The sequence below is a fragment of the Paenibacillus swuensis genome (assembly GCF_001644605.1).
Lineage (GTDB): Bacteria > Bacillota > Bacilli > Paenibacillales > DY6 > Paenibacillus_N > Paenibacillus_N swuensis.
The window spans coordinates 3,236,620-3,255,640 of sequence record NZ_CP011388.1; the positions used below are offsets into that span (position 1 = coordinate 3,236,620).

16 protein-coding genes are annotated in these 19,021 nt (G+C 51.0%); 15 read left to right on the top strand and 1 reads right to left on the bottom strand.

Translation table 11 applies throughout. The features are described from left to right. The first annotated feature begins 20 nt into the window (after positions 1-20). The 15 genes from SY83_RS14220 to SY83_RS14290 all read left to right on the top strand — a co-directional run bounded on the left by SY83_RS14220 (position 21) and on the right by SY83_RS14290 (position 18,408). Entirely contained in the window at positions 21-680 is a 660-nt protein-coding gene (locus SY83_RS14220; protein ID WP_068607576.1) for a class II aldolase/adducin family protein, read from the top strand. 126 nt (positions 681-806) lie between these two features. Beyond that, positions 807-1,358: a peptide-methionine (S)-S-oxide reductase MsrA gene (gene msrA, locus SY83_RS14225; RefSeq protein ID WP_068607578.1), complete on the top strand. Its 552-nt coding sequence runs from the start codon at positions 807-809 to the stop codon at positions 1,356-1,358. Positions 1,359-1,599: 241 nt separating this feature from the next. Further along, on the top strand, positions 1,600-2,976 hold the full coding sequence (locus SY83_RS14230; protein WP_068607580.1) for an ABC transporter substrate-binding protein: 1,377 nt from the start codon (positions 1,600-1,602) through the stop codon (positions 2,974-2,976). 75 nt (positions 2,977-3,051) lie between these two features. Then, a complete protein-coding gene (locus tag SY83_RS14235; protein WP_082882541.1) occupies positions 3,052-3,984 on the top strand; it encodes a carbohydrate ABC transporter permease in 933 nt (310 codons plus the stop codon). Between the two features lie 15 nt (positions 3,985-3,999). After that, positions 4,000-4,824: a carbohydrate ABC transporter permease gene (locus tag SY83_RS14240; RefSeq protein ID WP_068607582.1), complete on the top strand. Its 825-nt coding sequence runs from the start codon at positions 4,000-4,002 to the stop codon at positions 4,822-4,824. Positions 4,825-4,854: 30 nt separating this feature from the next. After that, on the top strand, positions 4,855-6,216 hold the full coding sequence (locus SY83_RS14245) for an FAD-dependent oxidoreductase (RefSeq protein WP_197479862.1): 1,362 nt from the start codon (positions 4,855-4,857) through the stop codon (positions 6,214-6,216). Further along, a complete protein-coding gene (locus tag SY83_RS14250; RefSeq protein ID WP_068607586.1) occupies positions 6,213-8,816 on the top strand; it encodes a glycoside hydrolase family 38 N-terminal domain-containing protein in 2,604 nt (867 codons plus the stop codon). The genes SY83_RS14245 and SY83_RS14250 overlap by 4 nt, the downstream gene beginning before the upstream one ends. Beyond that, positions 8,813-10,501 carry an ROK family protein gene (locus SY83_RS14255; protein ID WP_068607588.1) on the top strand — a complete coding sequence of 563 codons (1,689 nt, stop codon included), beginning with the start codon at positions 8,813-8,815 and terminating at the stop codon, positions 10,499-10,501. The genes SY83_RS14250 and SY83_RS14255 overlap by 4 nt, the downstream gene beginning before the upstream one ends. Continuing rightward, on the top strand, positions 10,498-12,060 hold the full coding sequence (locus tag SY83_RS14260; protein ID WP_082882543.1) for a DUF4127 family protein: 1,563 nt from the start codon (positions 10,498-10,500) through the stop codon (positions 12,058-12,060). The genes SY83_RS14255 and SY83_RS14260 overlap by 4 nt, the downstream gene beginning before the upstream one ends. After that, a complete protein-coding gene (locus SY83_RS14265; protein ID WP_068607590.1) occupies positions 12,044-12,733 on the top strand; it encodes an N-acetylmannosamine-6-phosphate 2-epimerase in 690 nt (229 codons plus the stop codon). Before SY83_RS14260 ends, SY83_RS14265 begins: the two co-directional genes overlap by 17 nt. 89 nt (positions 12,734-12,822) lie before the next feature. Continuing rightward, positions 12,823-13,326: a GNAT family N-acetyltransferase gene (locus tag SY83_RS14270; protein ID WP_197479863.1), complete on the top strand. Its 504-nt coding sequence runs from the start codon at positions 12,823-12,825 to the stop codon at positions 13,324-13,326. 323 nt (positions 13,327-13,649) lie between these two features. After that, the gene (locus SY83_RS14275; protein ID WP_068607594.1) at positions 13,650-14,960 is read left to right on the top strand and encodes a sugar ABC transporter substrate-binding protein; all 1,311 of its coding nucleotides are present in this window, start codon (positions 13,650-13,652) and stop codon (positions 14,958-14,960) included. Positions 14,961-15,040: 80 nt separating this feature from the next. Further along, positions 15,041-16,393: a carbohydrate ABC transporter permease gene (locus tag SY83_RS14280; protein ID WP_068607596.1), complete on the top strand. Its 1,353-nt coding sequence runs from the start codon at positions 15,041-15,043 to the stop codon at positions 16,391-16,393. Continuing rightward, entirely contained in the window at positions 16,390-17,235 is an 846-nt protein-coding gene (locus SY83_RS14285) for a sugar ABC transporter permease (RefSeq protein ID WP_068607598.1), read from the top strand. Before SY83_RS14280 ends, SY83_RS14285 begins: the two co-directional genes overlap by 4 nt. Positions 17,236-17,391: 156 nt before the next feature. Further along, a complete protein-coding gene (locus tag SY83_RS14290; RefSeq protein ID WP_068607600.1) occupies positions 17,392-18,408 on the top strand; it encodes a LacI family DNA-binding transcriptional regulator in 1,017 nt (338 codons plus the stop codon). Positions 18,409-18,439: 31 nt separating this feature from the next. On the opposite strand, the gene SY83_RS14295 is transcribed toward SY83_RS14290, so the two are convergent. Continuing rightward, positions 18,440-18,856: a hypothetical protein gene (locus SY83_RS14295; protein ID WP_068607602.1), complete on the bottom strand. Its 417-nt coding sequence runs from the start codon at positions 18,854-18,856 to the stop codon at positions 18,440-18,442. Between the last annotated feature and the right edge of the window lie 165 nt (positions 18,857-19,021).

A 19,021-nucleotide genomic window follows, 5' to 3' on the forward strand; every position in this document is an offset into this window, starting at 1 on the left:
GGCGAAGGAGTGAATCTTCAGTGAATACGGCTGAAATCAGGGAAGAGTTATGCAAATACGCGCAAAAAACAGTCCACAACAAACTGGTAGTCGGCCCTGGGGGCAATATAAGCGCCAGGTTTAACGGGCATATGTACCTTTCGCCCAGCGGCTTTGCCTTGGACGAAGTTAGCCCGGAGCAATGGGTGGAGGTGAACATTGAGACCGGCCACATCACCGATAACGGACTGCGTCCATCGTCCGAGGTGCTTATGCATCTCTACGCATATCGTGTGAATCCGGATATCCACGCCATCGTACACACCCATCCTCCCTACTGTATCGCCTTTACACTTGTGGAGCGGGAGCTGCCCATCATGTTCCCGGATCAAGCGGCTTTAGTGGGGAAAACGGTTTATATACCTTATGTTTTGCCTACAACCGATAAACTTGCGGATGCTCTGAGGGACAAGGTGAATGAAGCGAGCTCCATCCTGCTTGGCAACCACGGTCTAGTCACGACAGGCCGAAATCTCCGAGAGGCCTATTATCGTACAGAGGTCGTGGAGGAGAGCGCGAAGATTTACCTGATTGCCAAAGCCATCCGTGAGCCCAAGGTATTGACACAAGAAGAGTATGAGGAGATTGCTTCCCTGGAAAGCGAAGCTTATCGAATCGAGCTTCTTCAGAAGATGAAGTGAACCGCAGCTCGAACCTTAACCTGATTCTTCGAATCAGGTTTTTTGTCTTCTTCCGATTGGCGTCTCCCCCGCCCGTCATGGTATGCTCATAGGTATATGCTATAAATGACACAAGGAGCGGAGCTTATGACTACACATAACATGGAACAGCAATCTACGAAGCGGGAGTTGGCGACCTTTGCCGGCGGATGTTTCTGGTGCATGGTTACGCCTTTCGAGGAGCAACCCGGCATTCACGGTATCATATCGGGTTATATGGGCGGTCATACGGCTAATCCCAGCTATGAACAAGTGAAGAGCGGTGAAACCGGTCATGCGGAAGTTGTGCAAATTACATATAATCCGGATGTATTCCCTTATGAGCGACTCTTGAAGCTATACTGGCAACAAATTGATCCTACGGATGCGGGCGGGCAGTTTCAGGACCGGGGGAGCCAGTACCGAACGGCCATCTTTTATCACAACGAACGTCAAAAGGAAGCCGCGGAGGAATCCAGGCAAGCTATCGAGAACAGTGGACGCTTCATGGATCCGATCGTGACCGAGATCGTTGAAGCGACAGTCTTTTATCAAGCGGAAGATTATCAGCAGGATTTTCACAAAAAGGATCCGGCATACTATAAAGAGGACCGAAAGCAATCGGGCCGGGATACCTTTATCCAGGAATACTGGAAATAATGACATGATCGAATAAACGAAGAGGCTGTTCGTCAAGGTTAAATTACTTGTGGCAGCCTCTTTTTTTTGTTTTTGGTTTGCAGAACGGCTGATGTACAACATGAAATTCGGCTTATTATGAAAATAATTTTCTAAAAATAAAATTTTAGTAAAATTATTTTAGAAATGTATTGATTCCTGAGGAGAAGGCTTATATACTTAAAACAGAAACGCCATCATTCATTTTTTAGGGGGATAATCAATGAACAAACGGTTTACGAAGCTGGCGGCGGGTTCGCTTGCGGCGGTATTGGCTATCGGTTTAACGGCATGCGGCAATGGAAACAACGAAGGTAAAGGCAACAATAATGCGTCGAACAGCGGCTCGACGAATGAACCATCCGCGAACTCGCAAGCGGAGAAAGACGCGCTGAACGGCAAGGTCACTTTGTGGACAGCTTCCTTGGCCGGGGAACCATTCGATACATATTTCAAGAATGTTGAAAGCGAATTCGAGAAGATGCATCCTGAGGTGGACGTCGTGATTGAAGATGTGCCGCAGAACGAGATGGAGCAGAAAGTGTTGATCTCGCTGACCGGAACCAACGTGCCCGATGTGGTGAATTTGAACCCTCATTACATGTCCAACATTGCTGCGCAAGGCGGCTTGCTCGATCTGACGAACGAAATCAGTGAAGAAGCGAAAACTTCCTTCGTGGAAGGTCCATACCAATCCGGCATGTACGACGGAAAATTGTATGCGCTACCATGGTACTTGACGACTACCGTTTCCTGGTATAACGGTGATCATTTCACCAAAGCCGGCGTAACAGAAATCCCTACGAATATAACCGGCATTTACGAAACGGCGAAGAAAGTGTCACAAGCGACGGGTAAGCCTTCGTATTATCCGGTCGTTAACGACGGCAACACGATCATGGAGAAGATGGTGACCCTGGCGAAGGGCGAGCCAATCGTGAAGGACGGCAAAGTGACGTTCGAAGCCAACGCGGACATTCTGGAGTTCTTCAAGGTGACACAGCAGATGTATAAGGAAGGATTCATTCCGCAGGAAGCGGCTGAAGGTTCGATCAAGAGCGGGCAGCAGTTGTACATGTCCGGCAACCTGTCATTCCTTGAAGGCGGCGTGACGTTCCTCGGACCTGTTGAATCGGGAGCCCCGGAAGTGTTCAAGACTTCCAAGGCGGGTCAACCGCTAACGGCGGCGGACGCTCCGGTTAACGTAGCGGTGATGAACTTCGCAATTCCTAGCAAAACACAGAACAAAGAAGCCGCGGTCGCACTGGCGGAGTTCGTCTCCAACGCCAAGAATCAATTGGAATTCGCAAAAACGGCCGGCACGGTGCTGCCATCCACGACCGAATCGCTGAAGGATGACTACTTCAAAAACCCAGGCGATTCCCCGAAAGCTCTTGGAATGCTGGAAGCGTCCAAATCGCTTCTGCGGGCGAAGGTGCTGATTCCGCCAACGGAGAACAGCGCGGATCTGCGCGCCGCTACGAAAAATATTTTCGTCGAGAACTTACAAGGGAAGACAACGCCTGAAGAAGCGCTGAAAAAACTGGCTTCCGAGTGGAACAAAGCTTTTGAAAAAACAGGTGAGAAGGTAACATTCTAAGGAATGAATAGAGACTAGCCTTTGTTGCCGAAACAGCACAAAGGGCTAGTCTCTGCCATTATAGGAGGTTTTTCCATGAACAAGAAGCCAGCCGCCGCCGTAGGCCGAGCCCTCGGCGCTCAGAAGCGGAAGTGGAGCATGAAGCAAGCGACGCCTTGGCTGTTCCTGCTTCCATCCATCGTCATATTAAGCCTGTTCCTCATCTTTCCGATTCTCAAAGCGTTTGAATGGAGCTTCTTGGACTATAAAATCATTGCGAATGAAGGGGAGTTCGTCGGCTTCGCGAATTTTAAAGAGATATTCCAGGATTCATCGTTCTGGGCGGCGCTTACGCATACCATTGTCTTTCTCCTTCTGGTGCTGCCTCTGAATATCTTTTTACCAATGATTTTAGCAGTCCTAGTGAACCAGAAGCTGCGGGGAGAGTCGGCGTTCCGGGTGCTGTACTATTTACCGGTCGTGACGCCGATGGTTGTAGCCGCCCTAATGTGGAAAATGCTCTACTCCCAGAACGGTGCCGTGTCTCAGCTCCTGGTGTTTCTGGGGGTGTATGAAGCGCCGACGAACTTGCTTGTCCAATCGTCGACCGCCTTGGCCGCCGTAGCCGCTATTACGGTTTGGAAAGGACTAGGGTATTATATGGTCATTTATCTCGCCAGTCTTCAATCCATACCCGGCGACATCTATGAATCGGCCAGCATCGACGGGGCCAGCGCGTTACAGAAATTCCGGATCATAACGGTGCCGATGCTAGTGCCTTCCATTACACTGGTTTCGGTCATGACCATCATCGCCGGCATGAAAGTGTTTGAGGAAATTGCGTTGACGACAGGCGGAGGCCCGTCCGGCGCGACGACGACGTTGGTCATGTACATCTATGATCACTTTAGGAATATCGATGTCAGCATTGCTTCCGCTGCGGGACTTGTCCTGCTATTGCTCTCGGTTGCGGCATCGCTGCTGCAGATGAAACTGACGAGCAAGCGCGAAGACGACTTGAGAATGTAAGGAGGACGTGCACGTATGAAGACAACCAGATTAAAACAACAGCTGATGCTATATGCTTTGCTTATCTTTATCACGTTCATTACCGTCGGTCCGTTTCTGTCGACGCTCTTTATCGCCCTGAAGTCGCCGGGCGAAGGTATTTACGATTCCACCTTACCGCGGCATCCCACGCTGGCGAATTTCGTCGAAGCGTTCGATAAAGCGAATTTCTCGAGATATTTCTTGAACACGACGATCGTCACATGCCTCGCGATACCGCTGAACCTGCTGCTGTCCAATCTGGCCGCTTACCCGCTGGCGCGAATGGATTTTCGGGGACGGAGCATTGTGCTGGCGATCATCATCTCCACGATGATGGTGCCCTTTCAGCTTTATATGGCCCCGTTGTATCAATTGGCGGACGCGCTCGGCCTGCGCAATACACATATCGGACTTCTCTTGTTGCAAGTGTCCACCGCCTTCGGCATCTATTTAATGCGACAAGCCTACTTGCGGGTGCCGAAGGAACTGGAGGAATCGGCTTATTTGGACGGCGCCAACCGTTTCCAGGTGTGGTATATGGTTGCGCTGCCGCTAGTGAAGCCGACGCTGGTTACATTGGCAATCTTCACATTCATGGGCACATGGGGCGATTATCTGTGGCCGCTGCTCAACACGACCGACAGCGAACGGTACACCCTGTCCATCGGACTCGCGCAATTATCGCAGAATTTCGACGGAGCCAACCTGAAATTAATCAGCGCCGCTTCCATTCTCACCACCATACCTACATTACTCATCTTCATCTGGCTGCAAAAATATTTCATCTCGGGCGCGACGGACGGCGCTGTGAAAGGTTAAAACAACTTTGGAAGAATGGGGGCGATGGGCTTGCGGACGATACGATATAACGAACGAGACATTCCTGTAATATCCGACAAGGTGGAGTGTATTGTTGTCGGGGGAGGAACGGGCGGCGCGGCAGCGGCGATCTCGGCGCTGGAGCAAGGCTTGAAGACGCTGGTTGTGGAAAAGACGATCTCTTTGGGGGGAACCCAGACGAATTCGCTCGTGTCGCCGATGATGCCGACCCATGTGGAGTTACGGAGCGTCAACCGAATCATTACGGAACGGTTGAATCAGGAAGGCATTGTAACAAGCGACGGCACAACGACATGCAGCTGGTTTAATGTGGAGTCCTTAAGCTACGTGCTGGAGCAGCTCATCACGGAGCGGGGCGGGCAATTGCTCTATGATGCGAATCTAGTCGATTGCATCCGGGAGCAGGGTCGCATTACGCATATCGTCGTCAACACTTGCGGCGGACTGGCAGCCATTGAGGGCGGCACGTTTGTGGACGCCACAGCGGATGCGGTTTTATCCCGCCTGGCCGGCGTGCCGGTCAACTCAGGGAACGAGGACGGTCATAACCAACAGATTTCGTTCCGCTTTGAGATGGGCGGAATTAATATACCTTCGTTGCGATCGTTCATGCGTTCGCTCGGCGACCAGTTCTGCAAAATCGACGATCCGGAATTCTACGAAATCGCCATGGTGCCCGGCAAAGGACATGTGCTGGAGCCTCTTTTCCGCCAAGGGTTGGCGGACGGGGTGCTCACGGAAGATGAACTGCGCTACTTCCAGGCGTTCACGCAGCCGGGCAAGCCTTCGGTCATGTCATTCAACTGCCCGCATGTACCGGGGATCGCCCAGACGACGGATCCGATTATGCGGTCGCAGGCGGTGACCAAAGGACGGAGCATGATTCGCAGATTAGTGCGGTTCCTGCCTCGATACATTCCAGGATTTGAGCGGAGTTACCTCTTGAAGGAAGCGACGCAGCTCGGCATTCGCGAATCTTACCGCATTGTTGGCAAGTATGTCCTGAATGAAGAGGACTATATTCGTCGCGCCCGGTTCGCGGACGGGATCGCGCGCGGAGATTGGTATATCGATGTGCACAGTGTGTTGAAGGAAATGGTCGAGAAGCCTCGGTACGCTTGCGGCGAGTATTATGAAATTCCGTATCGATCTCTGATTACCCGGGAGATCAGCAATCTGATTGCCGTGGGAAGACATATCTCGAGCACATTTCTGATGCAGGCCTCCTTGCGCATTCAGCCGACGGTACGGGATATCGGTGAGGCGGCAGGAGTAGCTTGCGCTTATTCGGTCCGTCATGGGATTGAATTGAACGAGATTGACGGCACTGAAATTAAAAAGCTGCTGGGGATGGTGGAAGAAACGGCATGATTGCACTGAAGGATTTGAAGAAATTAAAGGAACTGCATATTCTGAACCACACCCATTGGGATCGCGAATGGTATGAGACATTTGAGGAATTCCGTTACAAGCTTCGCAACGGATTGCGTTACGTTCGAGATCTGCTGGAGTCGGGCGAACTTGATTGCTTCTACCTCGACGGACAGACGATTGTGCTGGAGGATTATAGAGTGATTGTCAGCGAAGAAGAATACGAGCGATTCGTGTCCCTGATTCGTCAAGGGAAAGTCGAAGTCGGGCCGTGGTACTTGCTGGCGGACGAATTTCTCGTATCGGGCGAATCCATGCTGAAGAACCTGGAAATCGGCATGGGAATGGCTCGTGAGCTTGGCTCCACGGATCCGATCGGTTATTTGCCCGACACGTTCGGGCACATCAGCCAGCTGCCGCAGCTGCTTCGCGGCCACGGCATCCATACGGCGCTCATCTTCCGGGGCGCGGTGTCCGACAGGTTCGAGAACGTGTGGGAGGGACCGGATGGCAGCCGGGTCTTCGCCTTCGTACCCCCGCTGTTTGAAGGATACTACCAGCCGTTCCTGAAACACGATACGTTCGTCAATGAGACGAGCGTATACTTAACCGGCAACGCGCCGTATCTAACCTATGGCAAGGCGCTGTTGATGAACGGAGCGGACCACACGTTCACCGCGCCCGACCTGAAGGCGCGAATCGCTCGATTGAAAGAGGAGTGGCCCGACTTGACCGTCACCCAAACAAGAATGTCGGATTATGTCGACTCATTCCGGGGGCAGGAACCGGAAGCCCTGCTCCTCGGAGAACAACGGGACCCCAGCAAAATCTTTATTTTGCCAGGGGTGTATTCGACGCGGACGTACTTGAAGGTTCAGAATCAACGTTGCGAGGATTTGGCGGTCGGGGTCATGGAGCCCTTGAACGTATGGACACGCGGCTCAACGGATGCCGCCGCATTCTTCACTTACGTGTGGAAGCTGATCCTGCAGAACCATCCTCATGACAGCATATGCGGCTGCAGCATAGACGAAGTGCACCGCGAGATGGAAACCAGGACGCAGAAAGCATTGAGCGCGATTCATCAATATGCTTCCGACACACTGCATTCGTTATACCCTTTTGAATACATAGACAGTTCGGTTGAGAACGGGTTTCTGTATCTTGTAAACAACCGCCCTCACGCCGGTTACTATCCGGTGAAGGCTTCAATTCGGATTCCAGCGGAGCAGGATACGGGGGCCATTCGTCTGTGGTGCGGAAAGGAAGATGTGCCATTCGATGTGATCCAGCGCAGTGAAGGCGAACAGTTCTTCAGACATATTCTGAGTGAGCCGCATTACGCCAATCATGTAACGTATGATGTCGTGTTTACGATGCCGTTCGACGGCGTTGAGACGAAAGCGGTTCGGATTGAGCGTGTTCAGAGCAACACTCGGGTTGTCGGCCCTGGAGATGAGGTCCATACCGTTCGAATCGAGAACGATTACTATACGGTGGAGCTTTGCGGTCATGGGTTGTCCGTGACGGATCGGGAGTCTGATACCGTGTATGCCAATCAGCACTTGCTCACCTCGTCGCTGGATGGCGGCGATACGTACAACTACTCGCCGCCCGTGCAAGACCGGGTGTCGGAGGCCGTCGTGACCGGCGTAAGCGACGTGAAGCACGGATCAACATTCCAGTCCTTCACCGTACATTATGCGATGACGTTGCCCGCCTCGTTGAACGATGCAAGAACAGGCCCTGGCGAAGCGACGACCGTCAATACGTTCTCGACCACCGTTACACTTTATCGGAATGATCCTGTCCTGCGCTTCCATACCCAAGTCCGTAATACAGCCAAGGATCAGAAGTTGCGCGTTGGATTTCCGGTTTCTTTGGCGGATGTCAGCTGGTCGGACTCTCCATTCGATTGGATTGAACGGAAGACGCTTCGCGACAAGGTGTGGGATATGCCGAAAAATCAGGAGGCCGTCATGAATCAATATCCCACATCTTCCTCCGTCGCGGCGGGCGGGCATCAGCTGATTCATCGCGGACTGCAGGAATATGAGGTAGATCGGTTCCGGGACGAGGACACTGTCTTCCTGACGCTGATTCGGAGCGTAGGTTGGCTGTCCCGCAGAGATCTGCGCACGCGCGGGAACGGAGCGGGACCAGGGATGGAAACTCCGGAGGCGCAATGCATCGGTGATTATGCCTTCGATTACGGGGTCGTGTTCGGCGCCCATCGCCATAGTTTGAATCATACGTCGCGGCTTCGTCAGGATGTATGGGTTCAGCAATCATATAAACAGGCGGGCGTGGGGAAGCTGTTCGCCTTGTCATCGCCGAGTATCGCATTCTCATCGTTTATGTTGAAGGCCGAAGACACCTTCGACATTCGCATGTTCAATCCGGCTTTGGAACCACAATCAACGGAGGTCGTCTTTGGATTCACGCCGGAGAAGATTCAACAGGTCGATTTTACCGGCAAAATCATCGCTGATCTCACGGCGGGCCCGATTCTGATCTTAACGTTGGAGCCCAAACAGATAATGACGATTCGTATAACGGGCAAGGGATGGCTAGAGCATAATGAAGGGGAATGGCAATGAGGAGATTTTTGACATTTGATATTGGAGGCACGTGGATTAAGTACGGTGTTCTGAACGAAGACGGCACAATCGTCGAGAAGCATGAAGTGTTGTCGGAAGCCCAGCTTGGCGGGGCCGCGCTCATGGAGAAGGTGAAGTCATGCGGGGGCAAGCTGCTTAAAGAATACCAGGTCAGCGGCGTGTGCATCAGCTCCGCCGGACAAGTCGATTCCAAGGAAGGAACAATCCTGTACGCTTCCGACCTGATTCCGGAATATACCGGGACGCCTGTTAAGCAGCTGCTGGAAGCTCATTTCCAACTGCCTGTTGAGGTGGAGAATGACGTGAACTGCGCGGGGTACGCTGAATCGTGGATTGGAACCGGTAAGGACGCGAAGAGCTTATTCTGCTTGACGATCGGGACCGGCATCGGCGGCAGCTATATCCTTGACAACAAATTGCATACCGGTCACAGCTTCAGCGGCGGAGAAATCGGCTATATCCCGATCGAGGGAAGTCGTTTCGAGGAGCTTGCTTCGACACGAATTCTCGTCAGGAACGTAACCGAGCGCAAGGGCATGACGGGAGCGGAGCTGGACGGCAAGGCGATCTTCGAGCTGGCGCAGGCGGGGGATGAAGTGTGCGTCGAGGAAATCCAGCGTATGGTGTATTACATGTCGAAGGGCATCGCCACCATTGCTTATATGATGAACCCGGAATTGATCATCATCGGCGGAGGCATCACCGCGCAGTCGGACTACCTGTATCCGCTCATCAGAGAACAGCTGAAGCAGGATCTGATCGCCGCCATTTTGAACAAAACGGATATACGTATCGCCAAAACGCTGAATAACGCGGGTATGATCGGCGCGCTTCGCCACTTCCTGCTGCAGGAATCTTTACAACCGCTGAAAAGCGTAACAACGATGATTGAGTCTCAAATGAACAGACTGACGAAGCGTGAACAGGATATCGCCAAATACATTATGCAGAACATGGAATCGGTTCCGAATTACACAATTTCAGAATTAGCCCGACAAATCAATGTCTCGGAAGCAACGATTACACGGTTCTGTCAGAAGCTCGAATTCGGTTCGTATCATCGGCTGCGTATGTTCGCGAAGGAAGCGTTCGTAAGCACCCGGCTTTACGAACCTTCGGAAACCGGGAGTCTGGAGGAAGTGAAAGAAGCGTATCTGAACGTGCTCAAGAAGATGGACACGCTTTACAACAAGCACGATATAGTCATGTTCAAGCGCTGGCTGAAAGACGCCTCTCAAGTGTTTCTATACGGAGGCGGCGAACTTTCGCTCATGACGCAGCAGTTAAAGTTGAAGCTGATCCAGCTCGGCATCCGGGCGGACGCTTTCTCGTCGGATTATGAGATGGAGTCGTCCACTTCGCTGATGAACGAAGGCACACTGGTCGTCGGCATTTGCACAACCGGGTATACGTCGGGTGTAGTTGCGATGCTTGAACGGGCAAAGGCGTCAGGAGCCAGGACCGTCGCCATTACGAGCCAGCAGGATGCGCCGCTGACGAAGCTGTCCGACCTCTGTCTGTTGATTCCGTCAGTGGAAGGTTATAAAGACGTTAGTTCGCTCGGCGCCATCTCAGCCTATGGTTTGCTGGATGTAGTGCTGAAGGAGCTTCAGGGCGCAGACCTCGCCTCAATTCATGAAACGAGGGTAGGTGCGGCGACATGAGAAACGGTCGGATTCGAATCGTATATCTGCCGTTGGATGAACGGCCTTGCAATGTGGACGTCGTGGAAGCCATTGCGCGTTCGTCCGGCGAGGTGGAGCTGATCTTACCGGATCGGCACCTGCTCGGCTACAAGAAGCGGCCCGCCGACACGGAACGTCTGTGGTTATGGCTGCTGGACTCGCTTCCCGGGGCGGACGCGATGATTCTAAGCGCAGACATGCTGATTTATGGCGGATTGTTGCCCTCCCGGGTGCATGTACTGCAGCCCTCCGTACCCGCCCTGTGGGAGGAGAGGCTTCGCGCGCTGCGCTCTTCCTATCCGCAGTTGCCCATCTATGCGTTCAATCTTATTATGCGCACACCCCGTTACAGCTCTTCCGACGAGGAACCCGATTACTACGAGGATTGGGGCAGGGAACTGTTCACGCGGGCTTACCTGCATGACAAGGGCGAGCGCGAGTCGTTGTCGGAGACGGAGACGGAGGAGCTGAACGTGCTGCATTCCAGGCTTCCGGCGGAGCATATCCAGGATTATGAGCGGCGGCGAGCCTTTAATGTCGATATCAATCTGATGATGCTGGAGCTGGTGAAAGAAGGAGTAATAACCTTTCTGGCCATCCCGCAGGACGACAGCGCGGAATTCGGCTATACGGCGAGGGATCAGCAGCAGGTGGTGAAGTTGCGGGAAGCGCTGCGGCTTCAGCGCCGCGTGCACATGTATCCGGGCGCGGATGAAGCGGGAGCGACGCTGCTGGCGCGCGCCTACAACGCCGTGAAGGGCCAAAAACCCCGCATCTATACCTTCTGGAGCGGAACGCTCGGCCCTCAGCTGATTCCTTTGTACGAGGACCGCCCGTTCGCCGAGAGTCTGAAAGCCCATGCCCTTGCGGCGGGCTGTCAATTAACCGATCGGGCAGAGGAGGCGGATCTGGTACTCGCCTATAACGTACCGGGGCGAATCATGCAGGAATCGTGGGAACAAGACCGGAAAGATCTTACGTACGCAAGCTTTCGCCATATGCTCTCGTTTGTGGAGCGGATCCGCGATTTCATGGAAGCGGACAAACCGGTCGTCATTGCTGATTCAGCCTTCGCGAACGGAGGCGACCGCGAGCTGATTCAGTGTCTTGATGAAGAGCGAATGCTTGATCGGCTGCTGTCCTACAAGGGCTGGAACACGAACTGCAACACACTGGGGACAACACTCAGCCAAGGGGTGCTCGGTTTGAAGGGTGAGACGGCTGTCATTCAGGAAAATCTGATCTATCACCTGCTGGATGATTATATTTATCAAGCGGAAGTACGTTCGGCTATCGTTTCCACGTTCTTGCCTGCGCATGAGCTCACCTATTTCGATCTCAAGGATTGTGCGGAAGCGGTCAATGAGGAGCGCGACCGCCTCATTCGGGAAAGGTACGACGCATTAATTTTACACAGCTTTAAGCATTTAAGTTTAACAGCCGTCGGCAGCTTCGCGCCATGGAACCGGATGTTCGAATGCGGCTTGACGTTACAATTCAGGCAGACAGAGGAGGGGCAACATGCTGGTGGACATTAAAGGACGACTTGTCGTTTCTTGCCAAGCGCTTAGCGACGAGCCGTTGCACGGATCGGAAATCATGAAAAGGATGGCGGACGCCGCGATGCGCGGCGGCGCAGCCGCTATTCGCGCAAATGGGGTCGAGGACGTTGCTGCGATTAAGAGCTATGTCGATCTCCCCGTTATCGGTTTGATTAAACGGGACTACCCCGATTCGGAAGTTTATATTACACCCACGCTCATTGAAGTGGAGCAACTCATCGGAGCGGGCGCGGATATGATTGCTCTGGACGCGACGAATCGGACGCGCCCGGGCGGGGTGCGGTTGTCGGATATGATGCGGGACATCCGGGCGGCGTATCCCTCGATGCAATGGATGGCCGATTGCTCCACGCTGGAGGAATGTGTGCAGGCCGAGAAGCTGGGTTTCGACTGCATAGGCACGACGATGCACGGCTATACCGCCGCTACGGCGGGCAAGAAGCTGTATGAAGCTGATTTCAGTTTTTTGCGGGCTGTAGTTCGTGAGGTGGCCGCGCCTGTACTGGCCGAAGGAAACATCCTGACGCCGGAGATGGCCGCCCATGCGCTTGACGCCGGCGCGCACGCGGTCGTAGTCGGCGGGGCGATTACACGTCCCCAACAAATTACCGAACGGTTCGCCGAAGCTATTCGTTCCGTTCGCGCCTGAACGGCGGAACCGTATGTACAAGTCTCGGCATTAGCCTCGTTAGTTATGGTATGCTCATAAATATAACGATCATGAAGGGAGGAATTTCTGTGGAAATCAGGATATTGACTCCAGCGGATGCAGAGGCCTTCTGGCCTCTGCGTCTTCGCGCGCTCAAAGAACATCCGACAGCATTTCTCACGTCTTATGAGGAGAACAAAGATATCAGACCGGAGGACATGGCGCAACGTTTGGAGCAGACGGATTCCAATGTGGTCATTGGAACTTTGGATACTGCAGGTGATCTTGTCGGCATCGTAGGATGTATTCGCGAACCTCGTCCCAAAATCAATCATCGAGCGGTAATCTGGGGAATGTATGTAAGTTCGGAGGCGCAATCCGGCGGGATCGGCTTCAGGCTGTTGAGTGAAGCAATCCGTCAAGTACGCTTATGGGAAGGCGTAACTCAAATGCAGCTTTCCGTCATTCTGCCGAATCCAGCCGCTCAGAGGTTATATGACCGACTTGGATTTACGCCCTACGGAATTCACGCCAAAGCATTGCAATATCATGGGGTAATGTATGATGAGGAGCTCCGTCTCCTGGAATTATGAAAAACAGTGAGAGAAAGAGAGAACAAAAGAATATTAGAGAAAATTAAGGATTTACATCGCAAAACGGATCTGTGCAAACGTTTTAACAAACGGAATCCTGTTGTACTATTATTTTAAGAAATTAAAACGCTTTCTTTTAAACATTTGGAGAATGAAAGCGGATACTTTATTGCTTCAGAATGAAAATTGCATCGGTTTGTATTTTTTTTAAGAATTTGTACAAACGTTTGCACAAATTACGATGATGAGCAATTAAAACATCCCTTTATTCTCACCATGTTCAGAGAAGCAATGAAGCACACAATTTGAAGGGTGGTACGGATATGAAATTTAGAAAGAGTTTGGTCTTGTTGATGGCAGTCATTATGGTGTTCACCTTAGCCGCTTGCGGCGGGGGGGCTAACAACGCCGCTAACACCAATAATGCTCCCGCTAACGGAGCTGAGGGAACAAACGCCGGGAATGAAGCGGCGACGGAAGAAGAATTTAAACCGGAAGAAGGCGCTAAGCTGGTCGTTTGGGACGGCGGCGAACAGAAACCTTTCATTGAGGAAGTAGGAAAGGCGTTTCAGGAGAAATACGGCGTAGAAGTAACATTTACCGAAGTGGGCGCGGATAAATCCGTGGAGCGCATCATTACAGACGGTCCTGCGGGCGTAGGGGCGGACGTTTTCGTGGCGGTTCATGACAGAACGGGTTCAGCCGTATCGTCAGGGGTAGTTCTTCCGAACGACCAATTCGAAGAAGAGACGAAAGCCGCGGCATTCGAAACAGCGATTCAAGCCGTTTCCAATGACGGAATCCTGTATGGTTATCCTAAATCCGTTGAAACCACGGCTGTCTTCTTTAACAAAGATTTAATCCCTAACGTACCTGCAACATGGGACGAAGTGGTTAAATTCGCGGGAACGTTCAATGATACCAAAGCGAATAAGTTTGCCTACATGTGGGATACAGGAAGCTCTTACTGGGGTTACGGTTTCTTCGGCGGGTACGGTTCCTATGTATTCGGTAAAGAGGGAACGGACCCGACAGACATCGGTTTGAATAATGAAGCAGGGATTGAAGCTGCAAAGTTCATTCAAAGCCTGACTTCCATTATTCCTTTGAAATCCGCGGATATTAACGGTGACATTCGTAAATCTTTGTTCACAAGCAATAAACTGGCTATGAATGTAAGCGGACCATGGGATTCCACTTCATTTAAGGAAGGTGTGAAGAATTTGGGTGTCGCGCCTTATCCTAAACTTCCGAACGGGGAACAAATGAAACCGTTCTCAGGCGTTAAGGCGTACTTTGTCAACGCCTATACCAAATACCCGAACGCTGCGAAAATGTTTGCCAGCTTCGCTTCTTCCGCAGAATACCAGAAGCGCAATTACGTATTGACTGGATTATTGCCATCCAACAAGAGTCTTGCCGAAGATGCGGATATTAAGAATGATCCGATTGCTTCCGGCTTCCTGGCTCAATTCGCCAACTCGGTACCGATGCCTTCCATCCCGGAAATGGCTCAATACTGGGCGCCGATGGATGCCGCTTTAGCTTCCTTGTGGAATGACAAAACGGATCCGAAGAAAGCGATGGACAACGCGGTGCAACAGATGAAAGATAATATCTCTACAGGTCAATAAAATAGTCATATCGTTGTCATAGTCACCCGTCTGAGGTTAGGCGGGTGACTTGCGCGATCGGAAAGGAGCTGTGGAGAGGTATGGATCTGCAGAAACAAACAGTAAACGCCGGAGTGCCCTTAGCCGGTAAAGCAAAGACTGCTGCACTTTTATCTGTGCTGAGTATGGGTTTGGGTCAAATCTATAACCGTCAATACGCGAAAGGGATCCTGTTTTTGACTGTGCAATGTATATACATCTACTACATTGTCACCTCGCTCGCAGGCAACCTGGTTGGGTTGGTTACTTTAGGAGATACGCCTACCAAGCTCAAGAAGGTCGGTAAGCTTTATAAGAACGTGGCCGGAGACCATTCCATCTTCATGATGATTTACGGTTTAGTCGCGCTCTTATTTATTGTGATATTAATTTCGCTATATGTGTATAACGTAAGGGATGCTTACCGCAACGGATTAGTCCGGGAACAAGGGAAGCGGACAAGATCGTTTCTTGAGTCCTATTCCCATGTGACACAGAACAGTTTCCCTGTGATTTTATTGTCTTTACCGATGCTTGGTGTCATGTTCTTTACGGTACTGCCGATATTGTTTATGGTGTTGATGGCGTTTACCAACTATTCGGCTCCGGATCATATTCCGGCCAAAAACCTGGTCGACTGGGTAGGCTTTGAAACGTTCCATAATTTGTTTTATTTAAAACAATGGGCTTCCACTTTTTACGGAGTGTTGACATGGACCATTATCTGGGCCGTTACCGCAACCTTAACCTGTTACTTCGGCGGAATTTTCGTTGCCCTGCTTATTCAACAGAAAGGGATTAAGATGAAATCGCTATGGCGGAGCCTGTTCATTATTCCTTACGCCATTCCTCAATTTATCTCGTTCCTGATCATGCGGAATCTGTTGAATTATCAATTCGGCCCTGTGAATCAATATTTCAGGTACTTCGGGTTGGAAGGACTGCCGTGGCTTAACGATCCTTTTTGGGCCAAAGTGACTGTAATCCTGGTGAACATGTGGGTGGGAATTCCGGTATCCATGGTGTTGGTGTTAGGCATTTTGACGACGATTCCAAAAGATTTATATGAAGCCGCAGAGATGGACGGCGCCTCGAATCTTCAAAAATTCCGAAACATCACGTTTCCGTTCATCCTGTTCTCGACAGCTCCGATTCTGATCATGCAATTCGCGGGCAATATCAACAACTTTAATGTTATCTACCTGTTGACCAAGGGCTTGCCGGCTAACGGCGATTATGCCTTTGCGGGCAGCACCGATTTGTTAGTCACCTGGCTATATAAGCTGACGTTGGATAATCAACGCTATAATTTCGCTTCGGCCATCGGCATCATCATCTTTATCATTATTGCGGCGTTCTCTCTGTGGAACTATCGCAGATCCCGTTCGTTTAAAGAGGAGGATATGGTCCAATGACATCTGCCGGCAAAGTTATGAAGCTGACACTAAGCTATATTCTCCTCACGTTAATAGCTGTCGCGTGTCTCTATCCAGCACTATGGATCATCATGTCTTCCTTCAAAGTGGGGGACTCGCTGTTCAGTGAAACCCTGATTCCTTCCGAGTTAACCCTTCAGCATTACAGGGATCTGTTCCTGGTGCACTCGGACAAACAAATTCCATACGCCACCTGGTATTGGAACACGTTGAAGGTAGCTGTGATGAGCATGCTGCTGGGCACATTGTTTCAAATTATGACGGCTTACGCGATCTCCCGATTCCGGTTTGCCGGACGCAAGACATTGATGTCCACCCTCTTGGTGCTGGGCATGTTCCCGGGATTCATGTCGATGATCGCGGTATACATCATGCTGCTGCAATTGAATTTGTTAAATACACATTTCGCATTAATATTGGTGTATACGGCCGGTTCCGCCCTTCATATGTTTGTGGCCAAAGGATTTTTTGATACCATCCCGAAGAGTGTGGAGGAAGCCGCAAGAATGGACGGAGCCAGTCATACGACGATTTTCTGGCGCATCGTGCTCCCCTTGTCTAAGCCGATCATCACTTATATTGCTTTAACTACGTTCTCCGGCGCATGGGTCGATTTCATTTTTGCTAAATTGATTTTACGCGCGCGGGAAAACTGGACTCTAGCAGTTGGCTTATTCGAACTGGTCGACAGTTATTCCAGCACAGAGTTCACTTTATTTGCCGCCGGAGCTGTGTTGGCAGCACTTCCGGTTGCAGCGCTCTTCATCTATTTGCAGCGTTTCCTGGTTGACGGGCTGACAGCAGGCGCAACGAAAGGGTAATAGTGTTCGTCCGTGGGGATCGGGCCTTCGAATCTTGAAGGAACGGTCTCCATTTACTTTTTTTGATAAAAAGTTATTTTACACGAAAGCCAATGTACGATAACATCAAGATTAATTTATACATAGGTTCGCATGTCGTTTTGGAGGTTAAGCAGGATGTCCGTAACCATTAAAGATGTTGCCCGAATCGCAGGCGTTTCTCCTTCCACCGTTTCCAGAGTAATTTCAAATCATCCCCGCATCAGTCGGGCCACAGCGGACAAGGTGAGAAAAATTATGAGTGATCTGGATTATCACCCCAACATCATGGCGCAGAGCTTGGTGTCCAAGACAACGAATACAATCGCCATCATTTTGCCGCGTCCGGCTGAAGAGCTGTTTCTAAATTTGTTCTTCGCCGAAGTGATTCGCGGCATTGTTTCCCAAACTTCGAAGGCCGGTTACGATTTGTTGATGACTTCAGGTTCTTCCCAGAGGGAAGAAGTGGAGGCGATTACCCGTCTTGTCCGGGGGCGTCGGATCGATGGTGTATTGTTGCTGCATTCCCGCAACAACGACCCGTTGATCGCGTTTCTTCGTGAAGAAAACTTTCCTTTTGTACTCATCGGCAGAAGCCCGGATGACCAGGAGGTCCTGTCTGTAGACACCGATAATGTACAAGCGTCTTATGATGCGGTTATGCATCTGGTTATGCAGAGGCATGAACGAATCGGCTTTGTGAACGGGCCGCCTAATCTTACCGTTTCTCAAGATCGGATGGCCGGTTACCGGAAGGCGTTGCAAGAACAAGGATTAGAAGGTAAGCCTGAGTGGATTGTGGAGGGGGAGTTTCTGCAGGAAAGCGGATATCGGGCCATGTCCTTTTTGATGAATCTGTCTGAGCGCCCGACGGCTCTGGTCGTTACGGATGATGTCGTCACTTTCGGTGTTTTACGCGGTTTAATTGAATTGGGATACAAGGTGCCGGAGGACATCGCACTGGTTAGTTTCAACAATATCGCCCTGGCTGAGATGTCTACTCCGCCCATCTCATCGATTGACATAGGTATTTATCAATTAGGTTATACGGCATCCCACGCGCTGCTCGCTTCCATACAAAATGAAGGGGAAGGCAAGAAAAGGGTTATTATCCCCCATCGACTTGTAGTAAGGGAATCTTCTCTCCAAAAATAATACAAGCAAAGCGCGAGGAAATCCTCGCGCTTTATTTGTGCATACTCAGAATCCATCCCGCCACCCATCCATATAACGCATGACCGGTCATCCACCAGAAGAACGCCCCCAGATCCGTAAACGACGGAGTAACTTCAGATAACAGGGTGGTTGGATATAAAAGCGCACCTAAGCTGAGGCTGAAAAGAACAGCGTATAGAATACGACCTCGCCCTGTAATTCCCCTTTTGTGAAAACCGTAAGCAAAGCTGAGAGCAACGCTAACCGATAACATCATATGAATGCTGAACTGTTGCCATTCTTGCGTGATCCAGCTTCGGAGGCCCGGAATGTAGTCCACATTCAGCAAAAGTACGTATACAAGATGATTAGTCCAAGCTTCTACCCCTTTGAACAAGGCTCCTAGGATTGCTCCTGCTGTCAAACCCGCAATGATACCGCGTACCATCCAATTTTTAAGGATCTTATTCCACCTGCCTTCTATCTATTTTCTTCTTTATTTTAACCCCTTTCCTCCTTTTGTACAATACTTGTAGAATGTTTGTATAATCTATGCTATAATTTTGTTATATTAGGGGCATACCTTGTAAGAATAAGGGTGTCCGGGCAGTAA

What these genes read in the sequence shown, in the direction of transcription:
- msrA (WP_068607578.1), top strand. Translation starts at nt 807, where the DNA reads ATGACTACACATAACATGGAACAGCAATCTACGAAGCGGGAGTTGGCG.
- SY83_RS14230 (WP_068607580.1), top strand. Translation starts at nt 1,600, where the DNA reads ATGAACAAACGGTTTACGAAGCTGGCGGCGGGTTCGCTTGCGGCGGTA.
- SY83_RS14235 (WP_082882541.1), top strand. Translation starts at nt 3,052, where the DNA reads ATGAACAAGAAGCCAGCCGCCGCCGTAGGCCGAGCCCTCGGCGCTCAG.
- SY83_RS14240 (WP_068607582.1), top strand. Translation starts at nt 4,000, where the DNA reads ATGAAGACAACCAGATTAAAACAACAGCTGATGCTATATGCTTTGCTT.
- SY83_RS14250 (WP_068607586.1), top strand. Translation starts at nt 6,213, where the DNA reads ATGATTGCACTGAAGGATTTGAAGAAATTAAAGGAACTGCATATTCTG.
- SY83_RS14255 (WP_068607588.1), top strand. Translation starts at nt 8,813, where the DNA reads ATGAGGAGATTTTTGACATTTGATATTGGAGGCACGTGGATTAAGTAC.
- SY83_RS14260 (WP_082882543.1), top strand. Translation starts at nt 10,498, where the DNA reads ATGAGAAACGGTCGGATTCGAATCGTATATCTGCCGTTGGATGAACGG.
- SY83_RS14265 (WP_068607590.1), top strand. Translation starts at nt 12,044, where the DNA reads ATGCTGGTGGACATTAAAGGACGACTTGTCGTTTCTTGCCAAGCGCTT.
- SY83_RS14275 (WP_068607594.1), top strand. Translation starts at nt 13,650, where the DNA reads ATGAAATTTAGAAAGAGTTTGGTCTTGTTGATGGCAGTCATTATGGTG.
- SY83_RS14280 (WP_068607596.1), top strand. Translation starts at nt 15,041, where the DNA reads ATGGATCTGCAGAAACAAACAGTAAACGCCGGAGTGCCCTTAGCCGGT.
- SY83_RS14285 (WP_068607598.1), top strand. Translation starts at nt 16,390, where the DNA reads ATGACATCTGCCGGCAAAGTTATGAAGCTGACACTAAGCTATATTCTC.
- SY83_RS14290 (WP_068607600.1), top strand. Translation starts at nt 17,392, where the DNA reads ATGTCCGTAACCATTAAAGATGTTGCCCGAATCGCAGGCGTTTCTCCT.
- SY83_RS14295 (WP_068607602.1), bottom strand. Translation starts at nt 18,856, where the DNA reads ATGGTACGCGGTATCATTGCGGGTTTGACAGCAGGAGCAATCCTAGGA.